Origin of the sequence: Pedomonas mirosovicensis (assembly GCF_022569295.1) — a bacterium.
Taxonomy (GTDB): domain Bacteria; phylum Pseudomonadota; class Alphaproteobacteria; order Sphingomonadales; family Sphingomonadaceae; genus Pedomonas; species Pedomonas mirosovicensis.
This window is the reverse complement of the sequence record NZ_JAKFIA010000001.1, coordinates 1,247,931-1,271,456: the sequence shown is the minus strand read 5'-3', so window position 1 is coordinate 1,271,456 and position 23,526 is coordinate 1,247,931. Positions and strand designations below refer to the sequence as shown.

General features: G+C 66.2%; 16 protein-coding genes, 1 tRNA gene and 1 pseudogene. 11 read left to right on the top strand and 7 right to left on the bottom strand.

Annotated features, from left to right (window positions below; translation table 11 throughout):
* Nucleotides 1-365: 365 nt before the first annotated feature.
* On the bottom strand, nt 366-2,276 hold the full coding sequence (locus tag L0C21_RS06050; RefSeq protein ID WP_259277498.1) for a S9 family peptidase: 1,911 nt from the start codon (nt 2,274-2,276) through the stop codon (nt 366-368).
* A gap of 248 nt (nt 2,277-2,524) precedes the next feature.
* On the opposite strand from L0C21_RS06050, the gene L0C21_RS06045 reads away from it, so the two are divergent.
* The 3 genes from L0C21_RS06045 (at nt 2,525) to pabB (ending at nt 6,752) form a co-directional block, all read left to right on the top strand.
* Nucleotides 2,525-4,060 (top strand): S10 family peptidase, encoded by a 1,536-nt coding sequence (locus L0C21_RS06045; RefSeq protein ID WP_259277497.1) that lies wholly within the window; start codon nt 2,525-2,527, stop codon nt 4,058-4,060.
* A 272-nt stretch (nt 4,061-4,332) separates the two neighbouring features.
* A complete protein-coding gene (locus tag L0C21_RS06040; protein ID WP_259277496.1) occupies nt 4,333-4,809 on the top strand; it encodes an outer membrane beta-barrel protein in 477 nt (158 codons plus the stop codon).
* A 122-nt stretch (nt 4,810-4,931) separates the two neighbouring features.
* Nucleotides 4,932-6,752 (top strand): aminodeoxychorismate synthase component I, encoded by a 1,821-nt coding sequence (gene pabB, locus L0C21_RS06035; protein WP_259277495.1) that lies wholly within the window; start codon nt 4,932-4,934, stop codon nt 6,750-6,752.
* Nucleotides 6,753-7,052: 300 nt separating this feature from the next.
* Here pabB and L0C21_RS06030 read toward each other — a convergent pair whose 3' ends face one another.
* The 5 genes from L0C21_RS06030 to L0C21_RS06010 all read right to left on the bottom strand — a co-directional run bounded on the left by L0C21_RS06030 (nt 7,053) and on the right by L0C21_RS06010 (nt 15,029).
* Nucleotides 7,053-8,225 carry an MFS transporter gene (locus tag L0C21_RS06030; protein ID WP_259277494.1) on the bottom strand — a complete coding sequence of 391 codons (1,173 nt, stop codon included), beginning with the start codon at nt 8,223-8,225 and terminating at the stop codon, nt 7,053-7,055.
* Between the two features lie 105 nt (nt 8,226-8,330).
* On the bottom strand, nt 8,331-10,751 hold the full coding sequence (locus L0C21_RS06025; RefSeq protein ID WP_259277493.1) for a TonB-dependent receptor: 2,421 nt from the start codon (nt 10,749-10,751) through the stop codon (nt 8,331-8,333).
* A 274-nt stretch (nt 10,752-11,025) separates the two neighbouring features.
* Nucleotides 11,026-11,847, bottom strand: a complete 822-nt coding sequence (locus L0C21_RS06020; RefSeq protein WP_259277492.1) for a cyanophycinase — start codon at nt 11,845-11,847, stop codon at nt 11,026-11,028.
* 14 nt (nt 11,848-11,861) lie between these two features.
* Complete coding sequence (gene cphA, locus L0C21_RS06015; RefSeq protein ID WP_259277491.1) at nt 11,862-14,657, bottom strand: cyanophycin synthetase; 2,796 nt, start codon at nt 14,655-14,657, stop codon at nt 11,862-11,864.
* A 285-nt stretch (nt 14,658-14,942) separates the two neighbouring features.
* Nucleotides 14,943-15,029, bottom strand: a tRNA-Leu gene (locus tag L0C21_RS06010).
* 135 nt (nt 15,030-15,164) lie between these two features.
* Here L0C21_RS06010 and L0C21_RS06005 point away from each other — a divergent pair.
* The 7 genes and pseudogenes from L0C21_RS06005 to L0C21_RS05975 all read left to right on the top strand — a co-directional run bounded on the left by L0C21_RS06005 (nt 15,165) and on the right by L0C21_RS05975 (nt 22,412).
* Nucleotides 15,165-16,622, top strand: coding sequence for a pseudouridine synthase (locus tag L0C21_RS06005; RefSeq protein ID WP_259277490.1), 1,458 nt, complete (start codon nt 15,165-15,167; stop codon nt 16,620-16,622).
* Nucleotides 16,567-17,118, top strand: coding sequence for a 16S rRNA (guanine(966)-N(2))-methyltransferase RsmD (gene rsmD, locus L0C21_RS06000; RefSeq protein WP_259277489.1), 552 nt, complete (start codon nt 16,567-16,569; stop codon nt 17,116-17,118). Before L0C21_RS06005 ends, rsmD begins: the two co-directional genes overlap by 56 nt.
* A gap of 282 nt (nt 17,119-17,400) precedes the next feature.
* The gene (locus tag L0C21_RS05995) at nt 17,401-17,796 is read left to right on the top strand and encodes a response regulator (RefSeq protein WP_259277488.1); all 396 of its coding nucleotides are present in this window, start codon (nt 17,401-17,403) and stop codon (nt 17,794-17,796) included.
* A gap of 87 nt (nt 17,797-17,883) precedes the next feature.
* Nucleotides 17,884-18,729: a molybdate ABC transporter substrate-binding protein gene (modA, locus tag L0C21_RS05990; protein WP_259277487.1), complete on the top strand. Its 846-nt coding sequence runs from the start codon at nt 17,884-17,886 to the stop codon at nt 18,727-18,729.
* Nucleotides 18,730-18,734: 5 nt separating this feature from the next.
* On the top strand, nt 18,735-19,439 hold the full coding sequence (gene modB / locus L0C21_RS05985) for a molybdate ABC transporter permease subunit (protein WP_259277486.1): 705 nt from the start codon (nt 18,735-18,737) through the stop codon (nt 19,437-19,439).
* Complete coding sequence (locus L0C21_RS05980; RefSeq protein WP_259277485.1) at nt 19,429-20,052, top strand: molybdenum ABC transporter ATP-binding protein; 624 nt, start codon at nt 19,429-19,431, stop codon at nt 20,050-20,052. Before modB ends, L0C21_RS05980 begins: the two co-directional genes overlap by 11 nt.
* A 64-nt stretch (nt 20,053-20,116) precedes the next feature.
* A pseudogene (locus L0C21_RS05975) lies at nt 20,117-22,412 on the top strand (ATP-dependent helicase).
* Here L0C21_RS05975 and L0C21_RS05970 read toward each other — a convergent pair.
* Entirely contained in the window at nt 22,413-23,021 is a 609-nt protein-coding gene (locus L0C21_RS05970; protein ID WP_259277484.1) for an NAD(P)-dependent oxidoreductase, read from the bottom strand.
* 149 nt (nt 23,022-23,170) lie between these two features.
* Between L0C21_RS05970 and L0C21_RS05965 the strand changes: the two genes are divergently transcribed.
* A complete protein-coding gene (locus tag L0C21_RS05965; RefSeq protein ID WP_259278831.1) occupies nt 23,171-23,506 on the top strand; it encodes a winged helix-turn-helix transcriptional regulator in 336 nt (111 codons plus the stop codon).
* Nucleotides 23,507-23,526 lie beyond the last annotated feature (20 nt).

Sequence of the window (23,526 nt, the reverse complement as noted above, 5' to 3'; positions counted from 1 at the left end):
TCTCGCAGGGGGCCTCACCCCCCTGCACCCCTGCCTTTTTCGAGCCGACTCCGGGGCTGCCGTGGCACCTAATGAGAAGGTTCAAAGGGCCGCGTCCGGCATCCACCGCCCAGCCCGTCCGGCAAGGGGTTGAATGGGTCGCCCCCGGCGGCAACCGCACGCCCCATTCACAATCACCTGATGTTATATTGAATGATTTTAAGGAACAGACGCACCGTTTGATGTCGGCCAAAGAAAAAGGGCCGCGCCCTCTATGAAGGACACGGCCCTTTGAATCGACTGGGAGGTGCAGGAGGGGGCCGGTTTTTTTGTGCGCCTCCGCGCACGGGCCCCTCCTGCAAAACCCTGGAAAAATCCCCCCTTTATCAATCCAGCAGGTATTTCTGCCAGAACATCAGGCTGGCCCAGAACTGGGCGTCGAGGTTTTCCTTTTTCTTGAACTGGTGGCCTTCGTCCTTGGCGAGGAAGTGCCAGGCCTCGCCGCCATTGGCGCGCACGGCCTGCACCACCTGATCGGCTTCGGAGGCCGGCACGCGTGGATCGTTCGCGCCGGTCACCACCATCAGCGGAATGGTGATTTTATTGACGTTGGTGAGCGGGGAGATTTTCTCCAGGTGCGCCTTCATCTTGGGGTCGCGCTCGTCGCCATATTCCACGCGGCGCAGGTCGCGGCGATAGGCTTGCGTGTTGTTGAGGAAGGTGACGAAGTGGGAGATGCCCACCACCTCGAGGCCTGCCCGCAGCTTGTCGGAATAGTGGGTCAGGGTCGCCAGCGTCATGTAGCCGCCGTAGGAGCGGCCCGTCACGCCGAAGCGGCTGGCATCGAGCATCGGGTCCTTGGCCAGCGCGTCGAGGAAGGCGCCGATGTCCTTCACCGAATCCTCGCGCTTGAAGCCGTTGTCGAGCGTGAGGAAGGTCTTGCCGTAGCCTTCCGAGCCGCGCACGTTCGGGAAGAACATGGCGATGCCCATCTCACTGACCAGATAGTTGTAGTTGCCCTGGAACTCGGGGCGCAGCTGGCCTTCCGGCCCGCCGTGGATGTGCATGATCATCGGCCGCTTGCCGGGGAACTTTTTCGCATCCGGCCGGTAGAGGAAGCCGGAGATTTCCAGCCCGTCGAAGCTTTTGATCGCCACCAGCTCCGGCTCGGCGAAGGTCTGCGTGTCCACCCCGCCGGTCTCGCTCTCGGTCCAGCGCGTCACGGCAAGCGTGTTGGGGTCCACCGAGAACACGTCGCCCGGCGTGCGGGCCGAGGAGAAGGAGAAGCCCACCGCGCCGGTGTCGGCAATCTCCAGGTGGGAGATCACGCCCTTGGGCAGCTGCGGCGAGCGCGGGGCGATGCGCTTCTTCAGGTCATGGATCACCAGCCGGCTGCTGCCCGCCTCGTTGATGACATAGGCGAGGAAGCTGCCGTCCGGCGCGATATCGAACGCCTCCACGTCCCACTTGTCGTTGGCCGAAACGCGGGCGGTCTTGCCGGTCTTGGGGTCGAGCGTTGAGAGCGTCTTGAACTCGCCGCCCGCATCGGTGGTGACGAAAATGGTGCCGTCAGGCGCGAACCTAGCCTCGCCGTAGGAGACTTTCCCCTTCGGGGTGATCTGGCGCATCTGGCCGGTGGCGATATCGAGCAGGTGCAGCGAGCTTTCGTTCACCGAAACGTAGCGCATCACCAGCGCCTGCTTGCCATCGGCCGACACGTCCACCGGCTGCCAGCCGACGCCATTGATCTGCGCCACCAGCCGGTCGGTCTTCGGGTCGCGCGGGTCCATCACGTAGATGTCCGAGTCCCGCCCGTTGCGCCGGGTGGAGGTGTAGAGCAGCTTGGAGCCGTCCTTGAACCAGGTCGGGCTCATGTTGCGGCTCTTGCCGTCGGTCAGCAGCACCGCCTGGCCCGAACCGGGATCGAGGCGATAGAGCTGGTAGAACTCGTCGCCCTTCTGGTCCTGGGCATAGACCATCATGCCGTTGCCCTTGGGCGCGTAGGAAGCATTCACCACCGGCTCGACGCCGAAGGTGATCTGGTGGCGAGCCGCGCCGGGCGCGCTCACCTCGTGCAGGTGCGGCACGTTGCCGAAGCGGGTGGAAATCAGCGCGCCGCCCGTCACCGGATGCCAGCCGAGGAAGGTGGCGCTGCGATATTCAAGGTAGGAACCGGTCTTGGCCTTCAGCTCGGCCGGAATCGGCGGCAGGCCATCGGCCACCACATTGGCCGGATAGTCGGCGGCATTGGCGGTGCCCGCCAACATCAGGGCGGCCGCCACAATCAATTGCTTCATGAATAAACCCCCAGCAGTCAAAACCCCAGACAGCGCCGGGACACGCGACTCGGCGAGACGAGCCCCAGCATGTAATACTTATGCTTCAGGTTCGCTCTGTCGCCTTCCAATGTTGAGACAAACGCCCCGTCTCGTCCGACGAGTTGTTTCGGAAGCGGGTTGCCCCCCTCGTTCCGGGGGCATTAGTGTCGCGTGTTCGATAAAAAACGAACTGTATTGTTCATAAGCGTTATTCAGGGGGTAAAATCATGAAATACCGTGCCTCACTCCTGGCCCTTGCCTTGCTGGCAGCGGCCACGCCGGCCGTTGCGGCCGAAAAGGCGCCGGCCAAGACCGAAAGCTCGGCCGACAAGGCCGCCGACAAGGCGATTCCCGAACCGAAGGTGTTCGTGACCGAGCACACCGGCCGCTTCAACGGTCAGGAAGTCCGCTACAAGGCGATCGCCGGCGAGACCTACCTGCGCGATGAGGACGGCGAGCCGCGGGCGGCCATCTTCTCCACCACCTACATCCGCGAGGGCGTGAAGGACACCACCCACCGTCCGGTGATCTTCCTGTTCAACGGCGGTCCGGGTTCAGCCTCGCTGTGGCTGCACATGGGCGCGTTCGGCCCGAAGCGCCTGGTTCTGCCGTCTGACGCGAAGGATGACGGCGCGCCGCCGTACAACATCGTCGACAACGACAAGACCCTGCTCGACATCGCCGACCTGGTGTTCATCGATCCCGTCGGCACCGGCTTCAGCCGTGCGATCGGCAAGGGCGAGAACAAGGACTACTGGGGCGTCGACCAGGACGCCGAGAGCATTGCCAAGTTCATCCGCCAGTGGACGAGCGAGCACAAGCGCTGGAACTCGCCCAAGTACGTGATGGGCGAAAGCTACGGCACCACCCGCGCCGCCAAGCTGGCTGAAGTGCTGGAAGGCGGCTTCAACGGCTATGGCCTGAACGGCGTCGTGCTGATTTCGGCCATTCTCGACTTCTCGACCGCCCGGTTCCAGACCGGCAACGAGACGCCGTACATCGGCTTCCTGCCCACCTATGCCGCCACCCACTGGTATCACCACCTGCGCGGCAAGACCGACGTGACGCTGGAGCAGCACGTTCAGCGCGCCCGCGAGTTCGCCCTCAACGAATACGCCCCGGCGCTGCTGAAGGGCGACCGCATCACGCCGGAAGAGAAGGCGCGGGTCCGCAAGACCCTGTCCGAGCTGACCGGCCTGTCCGAGCAGTACCTCGACCAGACCAACCTTCGCATCAACGCCTTCCGCTTCATGAAGCAGTTCGGCCGCAACGAGGGCTACACCGTTGGGCGTTTCGACACCCGCTACACCGGCAAGGATCTGGACGAGGCGGGTGAGACCTTCGACAACGATCCGTCCGGCTACGCCATCGCGCCGAGCTACACGGCGGCGTTCAACCAGTATGTGCTGACCGATCTGAAGGTTGACCTTGGCCGCGAGTACAAGGTGCTGACCAGCGATCCGGGCCGCAACTGGGATTGGGTCGGCCAGAAGCGCGGCGGCTACATCAACGTGAACGTGGCCGAGGGCCTCGGTCAGGCCATGCGCGAGAACAAGGACCTGCGCGTGATGCTGGCCACCGGCTACTACGACCTGGCGACGCCGTTCTTCGCGGCGGAGAACACCCTGGCCAGCAACGGGCTGGTGAAGGAGCGCGTGTCCTACACCTACTACCCGGCCGGTCACATGATGTACCTGAACCATCCGTCGTTCGACAAGCTGCTGCAGGACATCCGCAACTTCGTCGTTGCGGGTCAGAAGTAAGCCTGTCCTGCCTGTCGGGCTCATCTGAGCCCGGCGCGCTCAGAGCCCCCGGAGCCCTCGGCTCCGGGGGCTTTTGTTTTGCCCCGCCACGGGCCGGTGCGTCGCCTCAGTCACAATTGTTGCATATTTGTTACACCAATGCCGCGAAGTTAATATTTGTTAACAGCAACCCATTGCGCGTCGGTAACGGCAGGAGCACATAAGCGCCACCCCATAGGGGCCTCCCCCTGTAAGGCCCTGCAACGATTGGGTTTTGAGTAAAGGAATTGCACATGAAGAAGCTTCTTGCTGCATCGCTGCTCGCGATGACCGTTTCCGCCCCGGCTTTCGCTGCCGACTTCACCGGCCCGCGCGTTGGCTTCAACATCGGCCTGGCCGACAACGACTTCCTGGGTGATGACACCTTCACCTACGGCTTCAACGCTGGCTACGACCACGCTTTCGGCAAGCTGATCGTCGGCGGCACCGTTGAGTATCAGGAAGGCGAGGACGCCTACGGCCGCGACCTGTCCGCCACCGTTCGCCTCGGCACTAAGGTTGCTGAGCAGGCGATGGTCTATGGCCTCGTCGGCTACACCAACCAGGGCATCGAGAACACCCCGGTCGAGCTGGACGGCGTTCGTCTGGGCCTGGGCGCTGAGGTTGCCTTCAACCAGTACCTGTTCGGCAACGTCGAGTACCGCTACTCGAACTACGAGGCCGGCGCTGAGCTGCACCAGACCCTGGTCGGCATCGGCTTCCGCTTCTAAGCGGACAGGCTTTACGCCTTTCGGGAAGGGCGGCCCTCGGGCCGCCCTTTTCCGTTTAGGGCATCTCGTTCAAGGCCCGCCCATTGCGCCGCCCGTCCTGGCAGGCTATCGGCCTTTTCCAAATGTTGCCGCTTGAACCCCTTCAGCCGTTCGCGCTTTTCGAGGACGCCCGTGGCCCCGAAGCTGGCCCCGCGCGCCTACTCACCCGCCTCGAAAAATCCATCGCCGTCCGGCACCCCGCCGAGCTTGAGCCCGCGCTGGAGGCCGTGCGCGCCGCGCTGAACGAAGGCCTGCACGTCGGCGGCTGGCTCGCTTACGAGGCAGGTATGCTGCTGGAGCCGCGCCTTGCCCCCCGCTTCCGCGCGCCGGAAGGCGAGCCGCTGGCGTGGTTCGGCCTGTTCCGCGAGTGCCGCCTCGTCGACCCGCTGGAGGCGGAAACCTGGTGGCGCGGCCAGCGCCCCGCCCCGCCGTCTGCCCCCGCCGTGCCACGCGTCGATGAGGCCGCCTACACCGACGCCGCCCGGCGCGTCGCCGACTACATCGCGGCGGGAGATGTCTACCAGATCAACCTCACCTTCCCGGCGGACTACGCCTTCGAGGGCTCGCCCCTCGGGCTCTACCGCCGCCTGCGCGAGGCCCAGCGCCCGCGCCACGCCGCCTGCCTGTGGACGGGCAGGCGCTGGCTCCTCTCCCTCTCGCCCGAGCTGTTCTTCGCGTTGGAGGATGGCCGCCTCACCGCCCGGCCGATGAAGGGCACGAGCGCCCGCCGCCCCGCCGCCCCGGAAGACGCAGCGGCCGCCGCCGCCCTTGCCGGCGACGAGAAGAACCGGGCCGAGAACCTGATGATCGTCGATTTGCTACGCAACGATCTCTCCCGCGTGGCCGCCCCCGGCTCGGTCCGGGTGCCCGCGCTGTTCACGGTCGAGACCTACCCGACGGTCCACCAGATGACCTCCACCGTCACCGCCGAGCTGGCCGAAGGGCTGGACGCCATCGACGTGCTCCGCCGCCTCTTCCCCTGCGGGTCGATTACCGGCGCGCCCAAGATCCGCGCCATGGAGATCATCAGTGAGCTGGAGCCTTTCCCACGCGGTGTCTACACCGGCAGCATCGGCTGGCTCGCCCCCGGTGAAAACGGCAAGCCGGGCGATGCCTGCTTCAACGTTGCCATCCGCACCCTTCTGCTGACCGGCCCCAGCAAGGCCCGCCTCGGCCTTGGCAGCGGCTTTGTTGCGGACAGCGCGCCCGCCGCCGAATGGCAGGAGTGCCTGCTGAAAGGCCGCTTTCTCGCCGCCGACCAGCCGCCGTTCGACCTCATCGAAACCCTCGCCTGGCACCCCGGCACTGGGCATTCGGATACTGGCTACGCGCGGCTCGACCGGCACCTCCTGCGCCTCGAAAGCTCCGCCCGTTACTGGGGCTTTGCCGTCAACACCGCAGGCTGGCGCGCCGCGCTCGAAGAGGCCGCCCGGCACTTCACCGGGCCCACCCGCGTGCGCCTGCTGGCCGCCCGCTTTGGCGGCTGCGCGGTGCAAGCTGCGCCCCTGCCGCCCGCCCCCGCCCAGCCGATCAAGGTGGCGCTCGCCGACGTGGCGGTGAACCCGGATGATCCCTTCCGCCTGCACAAGACCACCCACCGCCGGATGCTGGACGCCGCCCGCCAGAGATTGGCAAGCCAAACCGGCTGCTTCGACGTGCTGTTCCTGAACACGCGCGGCGAGGTGACCGAAGGCTCCTTCACCAACGTCTTCCTTGAGCGCGATGGCTTCCTTCTCACCCCGCCCCTTGCCTCAGGCCTGCTGCCCGGCGTGCTGCGCGAGGAACTTCTCGAACAAGGCCGCGCCCGCGAGGCGGTTCTCACGCCCGAAGACCTGAAAACCGGCCGCCTCTACCTCGGCAACAGCCTGCGCGGGCTCATGGCGGCTGAGATGGTTTCAATTTAAGGGCTTGTTTCGTGGGGGACTTATCCCCCACACCCCCCTTCGTTTTCGGGCCGCGTGTCAGGCGCAGCCTGAAAGCAGGCGAGGGACTTCAAGGACCGCACCCAGTCCCTGCCGCACCGCCCGCTCTCCCAAGCCCTACATTTCGTTGAATGATTTTAAGGAGCGCTTGCTGCGCTCACGACCGCAAAAAGGCGCGGCCCGCTCTCCCCCTCACAAAGCCGCCGTCCTTATCCACGTGCACGGCCGTCAAAACGAACGGGGGCGCAGGGGTTCAAGACCCCCTGCAAAACAGGCGTCCCTCTACTGCTTGAAGAACCGCCACTGCGTCACGGCGAGCAGCAGCAGGCCGACCGCACCCATGACCAGCGTGAAACCGAGCGGGCCGAGGAAGGTCATGGCCAGCCCGCCGGTCGAGGGGCCGATGAGCGCGCCGCTCTGGTAGGCCAGGAGGAACCCGGTGTTGGCGCGGATCACGTCCTCGCCTTCGAACTTCTCGCCGAGCAGGGTGAGGCCGAGCGAGTAGAAGCCGAGCACGCCGCCGCCGAGCAAAAAGGCCCAGAACAGCGCAAGGGTCGGCTGCATGGTGACGAACGAGAGGGCAATTACGCTGACGATGGTAAGGATCGCCACCACCGCCAGCATCCGCCCCTTGCTCCAGCGGTCGGCCAGCCAGCCGAAGGGATATTGCAACAGGATGCCGCCGAGCAGCAGCGCCGAATAGGCGTAGAGCGAGGCGGAGGTGCCCCAGCCAAGGTCGAGGCCGTAGACGACGAACAGGCCGAAGCACAGGCTCTCGGTCAGGCCCGCGGCGACAGCCGCCAGCGCCACCACCTTGGCGCGGCGCAGCACCGGCCAGGGGTTGCGAATGGCCTCCAGCGCAATCGGGGGCGCGTATTTGCGGGCGATGACGAGCGGCAGCGTCGCGCCGAGGAGGAAGGCGATGCCCACCAGAATGATCGGCCAGCCGTTCGCGCCCACCGCGTCGATGGTGATGGGTCCCAAAGAGAAGCCCACGAAGAAGGCGGAGGCATAGGCCGCCACCACCCGGCCGCGCAGGTGCGGCGGGGCGGCCAGGTTCACCCAGCTTTCGCCCAGCAGCCAGGGCATGGTGAGGCCCAGCGCCGCCACCAGCCGCAGGCCGATCCAGGCCCACACGAAGGGCAGCAGCTGCATGGAGACGAGCGCGACCACGCCCACGGCGCAGCCGGTCGCCATCACCGTCGTCGGGTTGAGGCGCGGCATCCGCGCCACGATCGGCAGCACGATGAGCAGCGCCAGCGCCGTCATCGCGGCCGACAGGCCGATCTCCCACGACTGCGCCCCCCACTCCCGGAATCGCAGGGCGGTCAGCGGGGCCAGAATGCCGAGGCTCGCGCCGATGCAACCCATGTGCAAGATGACGGCGGCCAATCCGGGCAAGGGATTGCGGACAGGCAGGGTGGCCTGTTCGGCAAGCTCGGCGCGTACGGGCATTCACTAACTCCGTGATTCAAACCGCACGCAGACTTGCCAGAAATGAACCGGCCGGTCGAGAGTCCCGACCGGCCGGAGGTCCTGCAGTTAAGATGAAAGGCGGATTTAGAAGGTTGCCTTGAGCGTCGCCTGGACCGTGCGCGGCGCGCCGACCGAGTAGGTCGGGTTCTGGCTGGCACGGGTGCGGGAGCTGACGTTGCCCAGATATTCCTCGTCAAACAGGTTGATGACGTTGAACTGGAGCTTCATGCCCTTCACGCCCATCAGGTCGGCCAGGTCGTAACTCACGTCCAGGTCAACCACGGTGTAGGACGGCGCCTTCTCGTCGTTGATGTCGGTTGCCCAGCGCGACCCCACATACTTGGCCTGCACGCCGGCGGCAAAGTTGCCGACGGCGTATTCGGCGCGGCCGCCGAACTGCCATTCCGGCGTTTCCACCAGTTCCTTGCCCTTGGTCGGGGCAAAGTTGTCCGGGCCCAGCTGCAGGTCCTGCTGGACCTCGCTGTTGATGTAGGAGCCGGAGAGGTAGAAGGTCAGGCCTTCCGCCGCCTTGAAGCCCACTTCCGCGTCCACGCCCCACAGGTCGACGCTGCCGACGTTGCGGTCGATGGTCAGGTTCAGCGCCTCGTCGTAGGAGGAGACGATGCGGTTCTTGAACTTGCTGTACCACAGCGCGGTCGAGCCGATCACCCGGCCGCTCTGGTAGCGGTAGCCCACGTCGACCGACTGGGTGGTCTCCGGCTCGGGGTTGGCGATCTGGAGGCCATAGAGGTTGTCGGTGCGCGGGGCGGACAGGCCCTCGGCATAGCTGGCGTAGATCTGGTGCACCTCGTTGAAGCGGTAGGAGACGCCCAGGTTCGGCAGGATGTCGTCCCACTTGCGGGTCGCCTCATAGGGGGCGATGACCGGCGCGCTCACGCTCGACGGCAGGGTGTCCGCCGTGGTGCAGTACTGGTTCTGGTTGTGCGAGCCCTGCGCGGAGGCGATGCCGCCGATGGTGTAGCAGTACTGGTTCAGCTCGCGCTTGAAGAACGGCGCGCGCACGCCGGCGGTGAAGCGCAGGTTATCGTCCAGCAGCTTCAGCTGATACTCGGCCGAAATCTGGTTGAGCAGCGCGATGGACTTACGGTCGCGGGTCCGCAGCACGTCGCCGTCGGCGGTGTGGACCGGCTCGCCGTTGCGGCCGGCGAACACATTCTCCGGATGGCCGTCCGCCTCGATGTAGCCCGCCTCGCCAGTCTGGCGGTGGCGGCCACGGTCATAGGTGTAGGCGAAGCGGATGCGGTTCTGATCGTTGATGTTCCAGATGAGCGAGCTGTTGACGATGAACCGGCGGGTGTTGGTGGTGTTGGGGCGGTAGAGGCGCACGCTGTCCAGCACGTCGCCGTCGCCGTTCAGGTCCACGCCCGCGGCGTCGCTGTTGCCGATGAGGCGCGGGTCGTTCTCATTGAACAGCTGGCTGCCGCCGCCGTTGGCCAGCACGTACTGGAAGGCCGGGTCGACGGTCAGGATCAGGTTGTCCGCGAGGCTGAAGCGGGACTGGGCGCGGATGTTGCCCGTATCCGACGGGTTGATGCTCAGCCCGTAGAAGTTGCCGCCGCTGGAGGGGTCGATATCCGCCTCGCCCGCCGTCGGCTCGTCGCGCTCATACTCGGAGAGGTACTCGAAATCGTCCCCCAGCTCCTTCCACTGCTTCAGCGTCGGGTTGCGGTAGAAGTTGTTGCGGTTCCAGTTGAAGTGACCGGAGATGGCGATGAAGTCCTCGCCGCCCAGCGGCTGGTGGATGCGGGCGTTGACCTGCTTCTTCTCCATCGTGCCCGGACCCTTGAACTTGTCGTACTTGGTGTACGAACCGGCCAGGAACGCGGTGGTGCCGAGCGAACCCCACTCGCCCGTCTCCACCATGCCGAAGATGCGGCGATAGTCGTGGCTGCCGATGCTCGGCGAAAGGGTGACGGAGAGGTCCTTGCCCGGCGTCATCGTCACGTAGTTGACCGTGCCGCCGGTGGCCGAGGCGGTCGGGCTGTCCACGTCGGTGGTGCCCAGGTTCACGTTCACGCGTTCGATGATTTCCGAGTCGACCTGCTGGTTCGAATAGATGGCGTAGTTGCCCGTGTCGTTGAGCGGAATGCCGTCCAGCGTCAGCGAGATGCGGTTGCCGTCAAAGCTGCGGATACGCAGGTTGCCGCCCGAGTTGCCGTAAGGGTCGCTGTTGGTGAAGTTCACGCCCGGCAGGAGGTTGATGGTCTGGAGGACCGACTGGCCCGCCACCTGACGGCCGATATATTCCTGGGTGATGGTGGAGCGGGTCTTGGCCGCTTCCTCGGCCTTGATCAGGCCGTTCAGATCGGCCTGCGGCCGGCTGCCGTTGACGATGATTTCATCGATCTGAGAGGCCGTGGACTGGGCCATCGCCCCGCCCGCGCTCGCCGAGGCAATTACGAGGGCCGCCAGCGCGGTGCTGCGCCTCAGCGCAGAACCCTGCCGTTTCCGCTGCTGTGCCGTCACCAGATTTTTGGTAATCATTTCAAGCTCCTGATTCAGACGAGACGAACAAAAACCGACGTCCCGCAAACCAGGCACGCACCGCAAAACGACACAGCGAGAACACTCCATCCGCGCCCGGACGATCCCGCCCCTTGCAGCCGCCCCGGTCACCGCCGGTTCGTCGGGGAGCCAACTGCACGCGCGGGATTGCAGGTCGGTGACGGGTCGATGACGTCTCGAAGACTCCGGTGACGCCGGCGCAACGACCGAATGAGCTGTTGCAATTAAATCACAGGGAGGGGTTGGCCGCCGCCTATGCTTCCGGCGGCGGGGCGACAGGGCGGCGGCTGGCAAGGTCGAAGCCGTCCCCGGCGCTGAGCACGTGCATCCGCACATCGAACATGGTGAGGACCCGCTCGGGCTCGGCCTCGGTGATGTTGGAGTGGCTCACCCCTTCCCCATCGACCACATAGACGGCCCCGTGGCCGATCACGCGCAGCTTCGGGCCGCGGGCGATGGCGGCGGTATCCTCATCGACGCCAATGCCCAGCACCCGGGGGTTATGCGCCACCGCCCCGATCAGGCGGCCAATCCGTCCGCGCTCGGCAAAGTGCTGGTCGATGACCACGTTGCGGATCAGCCCGAGGCCGGGGGCCATGTGCAGGTCGCCGATGCGGTGCGACTCGCGATTGCTGCCCTTCACCAACATGGTGTCGCTCATCACCGAGGCGCCGGCGGACGTGCCGGCGATGACGCCGCCCATCTCGAAGATTTCCCGCACCCGCTGCTCGACCGGCGTGTCGCCGATCTGGCTGCTGATGCGAAGCTGGTCGCCGCCTGAGAAGAAAACGCCGGAGGCCCCTTCGAACATTTGCAGCTTCTGCGGGTCCTGGGCCTCGCTGCGGTCCTGAAGATACAGCTCGACAAGATCCGTCACGCCGAATCTGGCGAAAACCTCCTTATAGACTTCGAAATAGCCCTCCGGGTGGTGGGAGGCGACGGTCGCAATGACCAGTCGCCCCCCGCCCAGAAGCTGCGCCACCTCCCTCAGGATTTCAGCGTCGCCCTCCTTGTCCTCCTTGCCTCCGATGATGACCAGCGTGCCCTCGCTGGGCTTGCGCGACTTGCGGCTCATGGCCTCTCCCCTCGTTACGCCATGCCCGCCGCCTGCGCCTGGGCGGCCAGGATTTCGGCTTCGCCGCCCGTGGCCGGGCGGAAGGCGAGCATCTGCCGCCACATGGCTTCCACGTCCGTCGGGGTCAGCACCACGAGATCACCGGGCCGCGCCAGGGTCAGGCACAGGTTCGCCGCGTCATCCTCTTCAAGAACGCAGTGAATACGCTCGGCCGGGAAACCGGCCGCCAGAGCCCCTTCGCGCAAGTACTTCACGATCTCGCCGGGCTGGCGGCCCCGGCGCGCCGGATCTTCGCGGAAGACGATCACATCGAAGATGCCGGCGGCGATCGCGCCCATCTCCCGCATGTCCTCGTCGCGCCGATCGCCGGGAATGTTCACCATGCCGATGCTCTGGCCATAGCCGGGGCGCAGGCGGCGCACCACGCCGCCCAACGCGCACAGTCCCGCCGGGTTGTGGGCATAGTCCAGAATGACCCGGAAGCCATGGCCGTCGTAGACGTTCAGGCGGCCTGGGTTCTGCTGGAACGAGGTGGTGAAGCTGGCCAGCGCCGCGCGGATGACCAGCATGGGCACGCCGTGGGCGAAGGCCATGGCCGCCGCCGCCATGGCGTTCTGAATGTTGAACTCCGCCGCGCCGCCCAGCGTTGCCGGAATATCGCCTGCATTCATCAGCGGCAGGCGCTCGCCATCCTCGTGGAGAATGATATCGCCGCCATGCGCCCCCGGCTCGCGGGTGACGGCAAGGCCGCCGGCAAGGATGTGCTCGCGCAAGGGCGCGGGCCAGTCCGCCCGCCCCTTCAGGGAGAAGTAGACGATGCGCCCCCCGGCCCGCCGCGCCATGGCGGCGGTCAGTTCGTCGTCCGCGTTCAGGATGCTGAAGCCGCTGCGGCGCACGGCCTCCACCACCACCGACTTCACCCACGCCAGGTCGTCCAGCGTCTCGACCCCCTTGAGGCCCAGGTGATCCGCCTGCACGTTCAGCGCCGCGCCCACGTCGCAGCTGTCAAACGCCAGCCCCTCGCGCAGGATACCGCCGCGCGCCGTCTCCAGTACCGCCGCTTCCACGCGCGGATCGCGCAGGATCATCCGCGCGCTCGCCGGGCCGCTGGCATCCCACTTGCCGATGCGCTCGTCGTTCACATAGACGCCGCTCGTCGTGGTGTAGCCGACCACGAGGCCGGATTTTCGCAGGATGTGCGTCAGCATCCGCGCCGTCGTCGATTTGCCGTTGGTACCGGTAATGGCGAAGATCGGCACCCGGCTCGGCGTGCCGCGCGGAAACAGCATATCGAGCACCGGCCGGGCCACGTTGCGCGCCGGCCCCTCGGATGGCTCCAGATGCATGCGGAAGCCGGGCGCGGCATTCACCTCGATGATCCCGCCGCCCGTCTCGTGCACGGAGAAGGCGATGTCCGGCGCAACGAAGTCGATGCCCGCCACATCAAGGCCGATGGTCTGGGCCGCCCGCTGCGCGATGGAGGCATTGTCCGGGTGGATGACATCCGTCCTGTCGATCGCCGTGCCGCCGGTCGACAGGTTGCCGGTGGAGCGCAGGCGCACGCAGATGCCCGAGGCGGGCACGCTGTCCAGCGTCAGCCCGGCCCGGCCCAGCATGTCGAGCACATGGTCGTCCACCTTGATGCGGGTCATCACCTTTTCATGGCCTTCGCCGCGCCGCGGGTCCGCGTTCACGATGTCGATCAACTCGCGAATGCTGTGCACGCCATTGCCCACCACCTGGGCGGGCACCCGCTCGGCGACCGCCACCACCTCCCCGTTGACGACGAGGATGCGGTAGTCCCGGCCCTGCCAGTATTGCTCGACGATGACCTGCCGCCCATGCCGCCGCGCCTGCTCAAAGCCCCAGGCCAGCTGCTCCGGCGTCATCAGGCCGAGGCTGACGCCCCGGCCGTGGTTGCCATCAAGCGGCTTGGTCACCACCGGAAAGCCGAGCCGCTGCGCGGCCTCCAGCGCCTCCTCCAGCGTTCGGGTCACGATGCCGCGCGGCACCGGCAGACCGGCCTCGTCCAGCAGCTTCTTGGTCAGATCCTTGTCGCTGGCGGTCTCGACGGCGATGTTCGAGGTGCGGCCGGTGATGCTGGCCCGCAACCGCTGCTGATACTTGCCATAGCCCAGCTGCACGAGGCTGTTGTCGTCCAGCCGCAGCACCGGAATGCCGCGCCGTTCCGCTTCCTGCACCAGCGCGCGGGTGGTCGGGCCCAGCGCCGTGCGCTCGTGCAGCCGTCGCAGCGCCTCCACCGCCGCGTTCAGGTCGAAGGGCTCCGCGAGCGCCGGGCCGTCGATGCCCTTGCCCACGACGCCAAGCCCCTCGATGCCGCGCAGCATCTGGGGCAGCAGGGAGTTGACCAGTTGCAACGCCAGGCGGCCCGCCAGCAGGCCCACCCGCTCGTCGTGATAATGGAACAGGATATTATAATAGCCGGGGAAACCCTTGACCGAGCGGGTCTTGCCCCGCGTCACGCAGACCCCGGCGAGGGATTGCAACTCAATCGCCACATGCTCGACCACGTGGCCAAGCCAGGTTCCGTCCTCAAGCCGGTGGACGAACCCTCCGGGGCGGCCATAGCTGCATCCATGCTGGGCAAGGCCCGGCAGCAGCGTCAGCAGACGCTGGTTAAAATCCGGCAGGGTGTTGGTCGGGTGCAGCTCCAGCGGCCCCAGGTCCAGCATAATGCGGATCATGGGCAGGTCGCCGTAGACATGGGGCCCCCTGTACACCCCGGTCTCGATAACGCGCATGCAACCTGAAACTGTCGTGGAGCGCTGAGCCATCTGAGGCATGGTCATGCACACGCCTCCTGCTTGTGCAGGGAGCGGCTGATCCGCAAGATTTGGATGAACACAGAGAGCGTACCTTCACTTGAGATGCCGATAGCCGGCTCCCTTCTCGGCGAGAGAGCCCGGATCGATCCAAACGAGCCGAATTACTCTGTGTTCCAGCGCACAGGCGAAGCGTGGCCATCTTGCGCGTCAGCGCGGCACGCAGACCCGATCACCTGTGGCGCGGCTTGCGGTTCAGGCGATAGGTTCCGGATGGGTTTTTGAAAATTGGCGGCCATATCAGGCCGAGATTGGTGCCCCTGGCCGGACTCGAACCAGCACGACGTTTCCGCCACTTGATTTTGAGTCAAGCGTGTCTACCAATTCCACCACAGGGGCACCGGACTTGGCGCAGCGCACTATAGAGACGACTCTAGCCCGGTCAATCGAGTCTTTTCGAGACATGGGCTCATTCTCGAACTATGGATGCTCCCCCGGCGTCCCGACCAAAATCAGAAGGCTCAGCGGTTCATCATGTCGCGCAAGTTCCGTCCTCCGGTTTCAACCGCTTCCCGCCCCACCAAGGCTCCCGGCCGCGCCCGCGCCGAATCGGCCGGGCGGGAGCCGCGCGCTAAGGGCCGGGCAGCCTCGGCGCGCGCACCCAAGGCCGAGCCCCGGTTCGAGGCGCACGAACCCCAGCGCATCGCCAAGCTGCTGGCCCGCGCCGGCGTCGGCAGCCGCCGCGACGTGGAGCGGATGATTCTCGAAGGCCGGGTGGCGCTGAACGGCGAGGTGCTGACCACGCCCGCCACCATCCTCACCAGCCTTGAAGGCGTCGCCGTCGACGGCAAGCCCGTCTCCGATGTGGAGCCCACCCGCCTGTGGCGGTTTTTCAAGCCTGCCGGGTGCCTCACCACCGTGCGCGACCCCGAGGGCCGCCCCACCATCTACGACCTGCTGCCCAAGGGGATGCCGCGCGTCGTCACCATCGGGCGGCTCGATTACAACACCGAAGGCTTGCTGCTGCTCACCAACAACGGCGAGCTGAAGCGCTGGCTGGAGCTGCCCGCCAATTCGGTGGAGCGCATCTACCGCGCCCGCGTGCGCGGCCGGATCGACTACAACGCGCTGGCCGATCTCATCGAGGGCATCACCATCGACGGCGTGCGCTACGGCTCCATCAACACCGAGGTGGAGAGCAGCCACGGCCTTACCCACTGGATTGCGGTGAAGATCCGCGAGGGCAAGAACCGCGAAGTCCGCAACGTCCTCGGTCATCTCGGCCTTCAGGTCTCCCGCCTTATCCGCACCGATTATGGCCCCTTCACGCTCGATGGCCTGCGCGATGGCGAGGTGCAGGAGATCAGCCCCGGCGCCATTCCGGGCGTGCCGGGCGATCTGCTCCCGCCGCCGGGCTTCGAGGTGGAGGATACCATGCCCCGCCGCCGCGAGGAGTTCTTCACCCCGCCGCACCATCGCCGGGAAGCGGAAGCATCCGCGTCCGCCCCTGCCTCCCCCAAGGGGGCATCGCCCAAGGGCCGAGGCCGCGACACGCGGGATGAGGCTCGCCGCCGCGCGCCGCGCGGCGCTGCTTCCGCAATGCCGGAGGCGGAGGCTGCCGCCGAACCGGTGCGCCTCATCCGCCGCCAGACCCGCACCGCCGAGGCCCGTCAGGCCGAAAAGCGCAATACGGAAGCGCGCACCGGCAAGCCTGCCGCCCCGCAAACGGGGCGCGAGCGGCCGCAAGCAGGCAAGCCCGCCAAACCGGCCGCACGCACGCCCCGCAAGGGCACGCTCAGCGCCTCCCCCGCCCGGCAACGGCAGAGACGGGCGAGCTTGGCCGCAAGAAGCTGGAGCGCAAGCCCGGCTGGGCCAAGCCGAAGATCAGCGGCAAGCCCAAGCCCCGCAGCAATTCAAAGCCTCGGGGCCGCAAGCCATGAGAATCATTGCCGGCCAGTGGCGGGGGCGAAAGCTGCTCTCCCCGCCCGATGACGCCGTGCGCCCTACCACCGACCGGGTGCGCGAGGCGCTGTTCAGCATGATCCAGGCGCGCCTCGGTGGCTTTGCGGGCCTCAGGGTGGCGGACATCTTCTCCGGCAGCGGCGCGCTGGGTTTGGAAGCCCTGTCGCGCGGGGCCGAACACGTCACCTTCGTCGACAGCGCCCGCGCCTCCTGCCGCCTCGTGGAGCAGAACGCCGCCGCGCTTCAGGCCGGCGATCGCATTCAGGTGCTCAACCGCCCGGCCACCTCCCTGCCGCCGGCGGCCGAGCCATACGACCTGATTTTCATGGACCCGCCCTACGGTAAGAGCCTGGTGGGGCCCACCCTGGCGCAGCTGGCCTACCAGAATTGGGTAAGCCCCGAGACGATCGTCGTTGTTGAAACACCCCGCGCTGAAGAAATTAACGATCCATCCTGGACCGTTCTTCGCAGCGCAACATATGGGGGAACCCGCGTCAGCTTAATACTACCCGTGCTAAGCCACTGAAATAGAAGGCTAACGCCCCTACGTTGCATACTTGTAATAATACCGCAGTATTAAAAACCCGCCATCCTTCCGACGTTACGAGAAGCAATCAAATTTCTCGCCCAAGGGTTGTCAAGTAATGGTTGCTATGATCTTATCCTTGTTTCGGGGGCTTAGTTGCGTGTTTCTGTAACTATCGACCAACAGCAACGGGGGAGCGGGTCGATGATGTATTTCGTTGAGTATGCATCGGGGCATGCCGACGCAGACAAACGGTCTGCGCTCGGGGAGGCGGCTGTTGCGATGGCCGGGCGTCTGCACGTTCTGGTGGCGGAAGACAACTCGGTCAACCAGCTGCTTGTCAAAACCCTGCTGCATATTGCCGGGCACAGCTGCATTATCGTGGGCGATGGAGCGGCAGCCGTACGCGCCGTGCAGGAGGACCGCTTCGATCTCGTCCTTATGGACATCCGGATGCCGGAGATGTCGGGACTGGAGGCCTGCCGCGCCATCCGGGCGCTGGGCGGGCCCTATGCCGACCTTCCCATCATCGCCATGACCGCCAATTCGGAAGAGGAAGAGGCGGGCAACTGCGCGGCGGCGGGCATGACCGGCTATCTGCCCAAGCCTCTCGACCGGCGCCAGTTCATGGCCCTGCTCGGCATGTGTCAGCAACAGAAGGCCGAAGCCGACGCCTGAGCCGACAGCACGGCAGCCGGCCCCTTAAGCCCTTGCGGCGGCGCGGGGTCTGGCGCGCGGCGGCGGCGCCCTTTATAGATCCGGCAAATGACGACCATGCACCGCCCCACGCGCCGCCAGGGCTTTCCGCCCCCGTCGCACCTCTCCTGCCGCATCGTGCAGGCGATCCTCGTTGCCGCCCTGGGGTTGGCGCTGGCATTCGTTATCCTGCCCCGCGCGGTCTTCGCCGCGCCCGCCAAGGGCCAGCCCGCACTCGTCTTCGCCGCCGCCAGCCTGCAGGAAGCGCTGAACAGCGCGGCCGATGCCTACGCCAAGGCCGGTCATCCGCGCCCGCGCCTCGCCTTTGCGGGTTCCTCAACGCTCGCCCGCCAGATCGAGCGCGGCGCGCCAGCCGACCTGTTCCTCTCGGCCGATATGGCCTGGATGGATTATCTGGATGCCCGGAAGCTGCTGTCGCCCGGCACGCGCACAGATTTCCTCTCCAACCGGCTGGTGCTCATTGCCCCGGCCAGCCAGCCGTTCAAGGCAGACCTCACGAAAACGCAGTGGCCTGCCCGCCTGGGCAAGGGCCGCCTCGCCATGGCCGATCCCGACGCCGTGCCTGCCGGCCGCTACGGCAAGGCCGCGCTGGAGAAGCTGGGCCTGTGGCAGCGCCTCGCGCCTCGCATTGCCCGCGCCGAGAGCGTGCGCGCCGCGCTCGCCTATGTGGAGCGCGCCGAGGCCAACGCCGGCATCGTCTATTCCACCGACGCCGCCGCCTCCCGCAAGGTCGTCATCGCCGGCACCTTCCCGGAGGCCCTGCATCCGCCGATCCGCTATGTTCTTGGCATTCTGAAGGGGCACGACACCCCCGAAAGCCGCGCCTTCCGCGCGTTCCTGCTGTCGGATGCCGGCAAGGCGCACTTCCGCAAATTCGGCTTTGAAGTGCTGTAAGAGGCATGGGGCCCCAGCTCACCCCCGCTGAATGGGACGCGCTCAGTCTCAGCCTCAAGGTGGCGCTGTGGGCCATGCTCGGTGGCCTGCCGGTTGCCTTCGCCCTCGCCTATGCCCTTGCCCGCTGCCGCTTCTGGGGCAAGGGACTGCTGAACGGCCTCGTTCACCTCCCGCTGGTGCTGCCGCCCGTCGTCACCGGTTACCTGCTGCTGCTCGCCTTCGGCCGCACCGGCCCTATCGGCCAGCTGCTGGAGAGCCTGTTCGGCATCACGCTGGCCTTCCGCTGGACCGGCGCGGCGCTGGCGGCGGGCATCATGGGCCTGCCCTTCATGGTGCGCTCCATCCGCCTGTCGCTGGAAGCCATCGATCCCCGGCTGGAGATCGCCGCCCGAACGCTGGGCGCGCGCCGATGGCGGGTGTTCTTCACCATCACCCTGCCGCTCGCCTTGCCGGGCGTGTGCGCGGGCGCGATCCTCGGCTTCGCCAAGGCTCTGGGCGAGTTCGGCGCAACCATCACCTTCGCCTCCAACATTCCGGGCGAGACGCAAACCCTCGCGCTCGCCATCTTCGCCTTCCTGCAGGTGCCGGGGGCGGAAAATCAGGTGCTGCGCCTCTCCATCCTCGCGATCGTCCTCTCCATGGTGGCGCTCTTCGCCGCCGAGGCGCTGAGCGAGCGCTTCCACCAGAGGAGGCGCAGCCATGTCGATTGAGGTTGACGTTATCAAGCAGCTGGGCGAGCGCCGCATCGCCACCGCCTTCACGGCGGGCGAAGGCTTGACCGCCCTGTTCGGCCCCTCCGGCGCGGGGAAAACCAGCGTGCTGCACATGGTGGCGGGCGTGCTGCGGCCCGATAAAGGCCGCATCCTTGTCGGCGGTACGGTGCTGTTCGACAGCGAACGGGGCATCGACCTGCCGCCGGAGGCCCGCCGCGTCGGCTATATCTTTCAGGATGGCCGCCTGTTCCCGCACATGAACGTGCGCGCCAATCTGCTCTACGGCCACGACCTCACCCCGCCTGCGGATCGCTACGTCGATCTGGCGGATGTGCTCGATTTCCTCGGCCTGCGCCATTTGCTCGATCGCCGCCCCGCCACCCTTTCCGGCGGCGAGGCCCAGCGCGTCGCCATCGGCCGGGCCTTACTAGCCAGTCCGCGCTTCCTCTTGATGGACGAGCCGTTGGCCTCGCTAGACCGGGCGCGGAAAGAGGAAATCCTCGTGCTTATCGAGCAGCTGCGCGACACCTTCCGCCTGCCGATCCTCTACGTCACCCACGACGAGCGGGAAGTCACCCGCCTCGCCGCCACCCGCATCGATCTTGAGTGATCTGGCGAAACAATCCCACTTACGGGCGTGACACGCCGGGGCCAGATTGGTTATGGGACGAAACATGAACGTCGCCCCATATTCCGAATCGATTCCGAACGCCCCCTATCTCGACGGTCTCAACGAGCCGCAGCGGGACGCCGTGCTGACGACGGACGGCCCGGTGCTGGTTCTGGCCGGCGCGGGCACGGGCAAGACCAAGGTCTTGACCGCCCGTCTTGCTCACCTCATCGCCACCCGCCGCGCCTGGCCCAGCGAGATCCTCGCCGTCACCTTCACCAACAAGGCGGCGCGGGAGATGCAGCACCGCATCGGGCAGATCATCGGCTCGGCCGTCGAGGGGATGCCGTGGCTGGGCACGTTCCACTCGGTCGCGTCGCGCATCCTGCGCCGCCATGCCGAGCTGGTGGGGCTGAAGTCCAACTTCACCATCCTCGATACGGACGACCAGATCCGCCTCTTGAAGCAGCTTCTGGTCGCCAGCGGCATCGATGAGAAGCGCTGGCCCGCCCGCCAGCTTGCGGGCGTTATCGACAAGTGGAAGAACCGGGGGTGGACGCCGGAAAAGCTGCCAGAAGCGGAGAAGTACAATTTTGCCGAAGGGCGCGGGGCCGATCTCTACGCCCTTTACCAGCAGCGCCTCTCCGTGCTGAACGCCTGCGACTTTGGCGATCTCCTGCTGCACACGCTCACCATCTTCACCAAGCACCCGGACGTGCTGGCGGAGTATCAGCGCCGCTTCAAATACATCATGGTGGACGAGTATCAGGACACCAACGTCAGCCAGTATCTCTGGCTGCGCCTGCTCGCCCAGTCTCGCAAGAACATCTGCTGCGTGGGCGATGATGACCAGTCCATCTATTCCTGGCGCGGCGCGGAGGTGGGCAACATCCTGCGCTTCGAGCAGGACTTCCCCGGCGCCAAGATCATCCGCCTTGAGCAGAACTACCGCTCGACGCCCCACATTCTGGGCGCGGCCTCCGGCCTCATCGCCACCAATCAGGACCGCCTCGGCAAGACGCTGTGGACCGAGTCCGACGACTATTCCGAGAAGGTGCGCGTCGTTGGGGTGTGGGACGGGGCGGACGAGGCCCGCTACGTCGGCGAGCGCATCGAGAGCCTGCAATCGCACGGCACCTCGCTGAAAGACATCGCCATTCTGGTGCGCGCCTCCTTCCAGACCCGCGAGTTCGAAGACCGGTTCATCACGCTCGGCCTGCCCTACAAGATCATCGGCGGCTTCCGCTTCTACGAGCGGGCCGAGGTGCGCGACGCGCTGGCCTACCTGCGCGTCCTCATCCAGCCGGATGACGACCTCGCCTTCGAGCGCATCGTCAACCTGCCCAAGCGCGGCCTTGGTGATAAGAGCCTGCAAAAGATCCACACCATTGCCCGCGCCCAGGGCATCCCCCTCACCCGTGCGGCGCAGGCTGTCATCGAGACTGACGAGTTGCCGCGCGGCGCGCGCAAGGCGCTCGCCGATCTCTTGACCGACTTTGATCGCTGGCGCTCCCAGCTGCCGGACCTGCCGCACGCGGAAGTGGCGCGGCTGGTGCTGGAGGAGTCAGGCTATGTTGCCATGTGGCAGGCGGACCGCACGCCCGAGGCCGCCGGGCGGCTGGAAAACCTGAACGAGCTCACCCGCGCCATCGAGGAGTTCGAGGCTCTTCCCGCCTTCATGGAGCATGTCTCCCTCGTCATGGAGAACGAGGCGCAGGACGACAACGACAAGGTCACGCTGATGACCCTCCACGCCGCCAAGGGGCTGGAGTTCAACGTGGTCTTCCTCGCAGGGTGGGAGGAAGGCGTATTCCCCAACCAGCGCAGCCTGGACGAAGGCGGCACCGCCAGCCTCGAGGAAGAGCGCCGCCTCGCCTATGTGGGCATCACCCGCGCCCGCCGTTCCGCCACCATCCTCCACGCCGCCAACCGGCGGGTGTACGGCCAGTGGCAATCCTGCATCCCCTCGCGCTTCATCGACGAACTGCCGCCCGAGCACATCGCCATCAGAATCCACCATGTCGGGCGGGGCGAGCCTGTGGCAGCAGACAACGGTTGAAACCGATCCCTTTGCCCACCTCCAGCGCGGCAGTGGCCGCGGCCCCGGCTGGGCGCGGGCGCAGGCCCACGGGCGCGGCCAGCAGCCCTTCGGGCGGCGCGGCGGCGCGGTCATCGAGGCCAAGCCCGTCCAGAAGTCGGTCATTTCCGCCAAGACATCGGACATCCCCGTCGGCGCGCGGGTTTTCCACGAGAAGTTCGGCTACGGCACGGTGCTTACGGTCGAGGGCAACAAGCTGGAGATCGAGTTCGAGAAATCCGGCACCAAGCGGGTGGTGGACAGTTTCGTCTCGCTGGCCTGATCAGTAGCCCACGGTGAAGCGGCGGCGGGAATACGCCGGTCTCTCCAGCTCATCGACGAGGGCGACGGCATAATCCTCGAAGGAGATGCTGCTGCCCTGCGCGTTGGTGAGCAGCTGGTCGGTGCCGAGGCGGAACGTGCCGGTGCGCTCGCCCGGATGAATTAGCGCCGAGGGCGAAAGGAACGTCCAGTCCAGCTCCCGTTCCTGCCGCAGGATGCCAAGGAATGCCGCACCGGCCGTCGCTTCGGCCTTGTAGGCGGGCGGGAAATCGGGCGTGTCCACCAGCCGCACGCCGGGCGCGACCTCCAGGCTGCCCGCGCCGCCCACGACGAGATAGCGGCCAACACCCGAGGCCCGCACGGCCTCGATGAGCTTGCGTGGATTGCTTTTCAAGAATGGGACCGCGCTGATAACCGCATCGTGGCCCGCCAGCAGGGCGGCCAACGCGGCTTCGTCGTCGGCATTGCCCTTGCGCGCAGTCACGCCCGTACGCGCCAGCACGGCTTCCGGCTTGCGGACGATGGCCGTGACGTCGTGACCCCGGCTGGCCAGCTCCTCAAGCACGCGGGAGCCGATGCTGCCGGTGGCGCCGATCAGAGCAACTTTCATCGTAACCTCCATCTGGTATACAATAGTAACCAGATGTGATTTTGTTGTATTGGTGTAAAGAAGGCACCAGGGCGTAAGCAGGTAACCCGGGAGTAACCGCCGTGACCAAATTCTGCCCGTCTCCCTATTCCGCCAACTGCCCCACGCGGATGGTGCTGGACCGCGTCACCGACAAGTGGACGGTGCTGGTGCTTGGGTTGCTGGCGGAAGGCCCGGTCCGCTTCAACGAGCTGCGGCGGCGAGTCCAGGGCATTTCGCAGAAAATGTTGTCGCAGACCCTCAAGAGTCTCGAGCGCGATGGCCTGATCGCCCGCAAGGCAATCCCGACGGTCCCTGTAACGGTTGAATACTCCATCAGGCCGCTTGGGCTGACCCTTGCTCAAACACTCGAGGGGCTACGCATCTGGGCCGAGATGCACTTCGACGACGTGATGGCCGCCCAGCAGGAGTATGACGCGCGCGAAACCGGCAACGGCCTGGCGTAGCGCTCAGGAAATTACAGCCA

Bases quoted from the DNA above. Each gene is read 5' to 3' on its own strand.
- L0C21_RS06050 (WP_259277498.1), bottom strand. From the start codon at position 2,276: ATGAAGCAATTGATTGTGGCGGCCGCCCTGATGTTGGCGGGCACCGCC.
- L0C21_RS06045 (WP_259277497.1), top strand. From the start codon at position 2,525: ATGAAATACCGTGCCTCACTCCTGGCCCTTGCCTTGCTGGCAGCGGCC.
- L0C21_RS06040 (WP_259277496.1), top strand. From the start codon at position 4,333: ATGAAGAAGCTTCTTGCTGCATCGCTGCTCGCGATGACCGTTTCCGCC.
- pabB (WP_259277495.1), top strand. From the start codon at position 4,932: ATGTTGCCGCTTGAACCCCTTCAGCCGTTCGCGCTTTTCGAGGACGCC.
- L0C21_RS06030 (WP_259277494.1), bottom strand. From the start codon at position 8,225: ATGCCCGTACGCGCCGAGCTTGCCGAACAGGCCACCCTGCCTGTCCGC.
- L0C21_RS06025 (WP_259277493.1), bottom strand. From the start codon at position 10,751: ATGATTACCAAAAATCTGGTGACGGCACAGCAGCGGAAACGGCAGGGT.
- L0C21_RS06020 (WP_259277492.1), bottom strand. From the start codon at position 11,847: ATGAGCCGCAAGTCGCGCAAGCCCAGCGAGGGCACGCTGGTCATCATC.
- cphA (WP_259277491.1), bottom strand. From the start codon at position 14,657: ATGACCATGCCTCAGATGGCTCAGCGCTCCACGACAGTTTCAGGTTGC.
- L0C21_RS06005 (WP_259277490.1), top strand. From the start codon at position 15,165: ATGTCGCGCAAGTTCCGTCCTCCGGTTTCAACCGCTTCCCGCCCCACC.
- rsmD (WP_259277489.1), top strand. From the start codon at position 16,567: ATGAGAATCATTGCCGGCCAGTGGCGGGGGCGAAAGCTGCTCTCCCCG.
- L0C21_RS05995 (WP_259277488.1), top strand. From the start codon at position 17,401: ATGGCCGGGCGTCTGCACGTTCTGGTGGCGGAAGACAACTCGGTCAAC.
- modA (WP_259277487.1), top strand. From the start codon at position 17,884: ATGACGACCATGCACCGCCCCACGCGCCGCCAGGGCTTTCCGCCCCCG.
- modB (WP_259277486.1), top strand. From the start codon at position 18,735: ATGGGGCCCCAGCTCACCCCCGCTGAATGGGACGCGCTCAGTCTCAGC.
- L0C21_RS05980 (WP_259277485.1), top strand. From the start codon at position 19,429: ATGTCGATTGAGGTTGACGTTATCAAGCAGCTGGGCGAGCGCCGCATC.
- L0C21_RS05970 (WP_259277484.1), bottom strand. From the start codon at position 23,021: ATGAAAGTTGCTCTGATCGGCGCCACCGGCAGCATCGGCTCCCGCGTG.
- L0C21_RS05965 (WP_259278831.1), top strand. From the start codon at position 23,171: ATGGTGCTGGACCGCGTCACCGACAAGTGGACGGTGCTGGTGCTTGGG.